The sequence below is a fragment of the Variovorax sp. P4_D9 genome, from assembly GCF_056401695.1.
This window is the reverse complement of the sequence record NZ_JBFUIU010001179.1, coordinates 1-2,153: the sequence shown is the minus strand read 5'-3', so window position 1 is coordinate 2,153 and position 2,153 is coordinate 1. Positions and strand designations below refer to the sequence as shown.

Below are 2,153 nucleotides of genomic sequence, written 5' to 3'. Positions count from 1 at the left end.
GGCTATACAACCTTCAGCAGCATGCAGCTTGGCGCGTCCGATCTGGCCGCAAAGAGCCGCAGTGCACTTGCCGCGTTCTATCTTCTTCTGTCGGTCGCGCTCGGTCTGCTGGCCGCCCTGCTCGGGGCGGCGATTGCCCATGCGCAGGGCTAGGGGGTACTTTGTCGTGACTAAGATCGTCGTTCTGATCTTCGTAGGCGGCGCTCTGGGCGCAGTGCTGCGCGAGTTCTTTATGTTGATGACACCAAAGGTGGCCGACGGTTTCCCGCTGGATATCCTCATGGCGAACCTCGTGGCCTCGCTATTGCTTGGCTACGTTACAGCGCTGCACCGCCGAAAGGTAGCCTCAGACGGCGCCAATTTGCTGCTCGGGATTGGCGTGTCGGGCGGACTGTCAACGTTTTCGAGCTTTGCCTTTGGCATCGCTGTGCTGACGACTACATCGCAGTCGAGCGCCGTTGTCGCGGCCGCCTATGTCGTAATCAGTCTGGTGGCGGGCTACATTGCAATCATCGTCGGACTCAAGCTCGGAGGACAAAGGTCGCCACCAGCTTGAAAGCAGGGTGGGTCGGAAGGCGCTGAGGCGGAGTGCATAGCCCGGCTCTCCGGCAAGAACGAACGTCAGCTCCGGAGACGTTGGAACAGCCGGATTGGGCCCATCCGCGCCCTTCGCGCCTTGCGGGTGAACTTCTGCAATCAGTCTCGAAGCGACATTGCGGGGACGCCCCCGACCCCCGCGCCTCGGCCAGGCGCAGCCTTAGATGGCCTTGCATCGGCAGCGGCGACCTCACCACGACCACAAGGCGTGCGTTGAGCGATGCGTGGAGAAGCCAGCCAAGCCGGACGCGATGGCTGCTTGATGATCAGTTGCAGTAGATGAATTTCCCGCTGGTCTGGCACAGTCTTCCCTCCGGACTGATAAACCGGGCGCCATCGCCAGTGCTGTTGTATCGGTTGCCCTCGCTGTCCCAGCACCCTCCGGCATTGCAGGTGCTCAGCGGTGCCGGGGGCGAAGCTGCTCGCGGCGCTGCGGGTTGCCACGCCTGTTCTTGCTCTCGCGCGCGCTGCCGATCGACTGCCCCGCCAACGCCAGAAGGGGGACCAATTTGGATCGGCTGGACTGCGATTGGYGACCCATCGCCTCTCCCTGAAATTGGAGTCTGGGCTGTAGCGCTTGTGAGGGCGAACGCTATGGCAAGGAAGACCAGTGGTCGACTCATTTTTGATGTGCCTCTCAAACGCCAGCAAGCGAGCTTCGAGCGCCAGGTAAGGCCTGATCATCTCTTTCGATGCCCATGCGAGTCAGAGGTTCAGCGCATTTGCGAAGTTTCCGGCCGTGCGCCGGCTCCTTGTTAAACCATCTTTTCGTGGGACGGCTTCGCAGTGCGGTTGCTGTCCTTGGCTCGCGGGCTTCCACTGACGGCCGGCTCAATAGCTGCTTGCTGACCTTGAGTCCGGGTCAAATGGGTTCAGCTTGCCCGCGTGCGCGCGATACGAGTCGAACCTGATCAGGACGTTGGGGCTTGCGTCGTAAGGTCGCCGACAAGAGGGAGTGGCGGGTTCAAGCAACTCGAGAAGGCGCGGACGACGCGCGGTGAATAGCTGACCACGACATCCAGGTTGGCCCATCACCCCCCGTACGAGATCGAGGCCCGCTTCAGGCCGTAGCGATCTTCCGCTCCCCGGACCCGGAACGTCCGCCTTCAGTCTTCTTGCCACGCTCGAGGCGTTCTACGCACAGCACAGCCCACCCGCGGGCGTGCCTAGCTTGTGTTCTAGGGCCGAGCCCCGCGGCGCGGAGCAGAATCGGGAGGTCTCGTCGAAACCAAGGGGACTCATGGCGCCGTTGGCGGGCCGGCGGGGCTTCTTGATCAAACCGGGGGACCACCATGCATGACAGCGACCCTGAGGGCAAGCGCCTTCCCATCAAGCTCGACAGCACCTCGAATGGCGAGTTCGCACCGGTGTCGCTGTGGCCGGCGAACATCGAAGCCAACCGCCTCGCACACGAGGCCGCGGCAACCAACGCGAAGCGGCTGGGATGCTCGAAGCGAGCGTTCCTGACCTCGTCCTGTGGCGCAGCCAGCACGCTGCTGGCCTTCAACGCGGCCAACGCCGCGGCCGGAAGGACCGGCGGCTTCTTCGAGCTGCCC

At 63.1% G+C, this 2,153-nt stretch carries 2 protein-coding genes; both read left to right on the top strand.

The window, feature by feature from the left end; translation table 11 throughout:
* Positions 1-166 precede the first annotated feature (166 nt).
* Complete coding sequence (locus tag AC1DY5_RS52630) at positions 167-556, top strand: CrcB family protein (protein WP_478122186.1); 390 nt, start codon at positions 167-169, stop codon at positions 554-556.
* Positions 557-1,889: 1,333 nt separating this feature from the next.
* Positions 1,890-2,153, top strand: a 264-nt coding sequence (locus AC1DY5_RS52625; RefSeq protein WP_478122185.1) for a hypothetical protein, incomplete at its 3' end; no start/stop codon positions are given.